Genomic DNA, 380 nt, shown 5'->3' with positions numbered 1-380 from the left:
ATCAAGAACGCCCGCAATTTTCCCGTCAATCGAAAATGGTATAACGATTTCTGAGTTACTTGCAGCGTCACAAGCGATGTGTCCTTCGAATTCATGAACATCATGAATGCGCTGAACTGTATTCGTCGCGACCGCAGTTCCACACACACCACGCCCTACCGGAATTCGAACACAAGCTGGTTGACCTTGGAATGGGCCAAGCACAAGTTCGTCTTTTTCCTTAGATTGGTCCTGCTTCATTAAATAGAAGCCTGCCCAATTTAATTCATCCAACTCCATGAATAATAATGAGCTGATATTAGCTAGATTAGCAGTTAGATCGGGTTCTGATTCAATTAATGCAACGGCTTGTTTGGTTAAGCGTTGGTAATGTTCTATTT

The 380-nt window shown here is 42.9% G+C and carries 1 protein-coding gene; it reads right to left on the bottom strand.

From position 1 onward, the window contains the following. On the bottom strand, nucleotides 1-378 hold a 378-nt coding region (locus tag AB4653_RS23580), incomplete at its 3' end, for a GAF domain-containing protein (protein WP_372105460.1). Nucleotides 379-380 lie beyond the last annotated feature (2 nt).

It is taken from the genome of Vibrio sp. 10N.222.48.A3 (assembly GCF_041475345.1).
In the GTDB taxonomy this organism is placed as follows: domain Bacteria; phylum Pseudomonadota; class Gammaproteobacteria; order Enterobacterales; family Vibrionaceae; genus Vibrio; species Vibrio tasmaniensis_A.
This window is presented reverse-complemented; position numbering and strand designations above follow the sequence as displayed.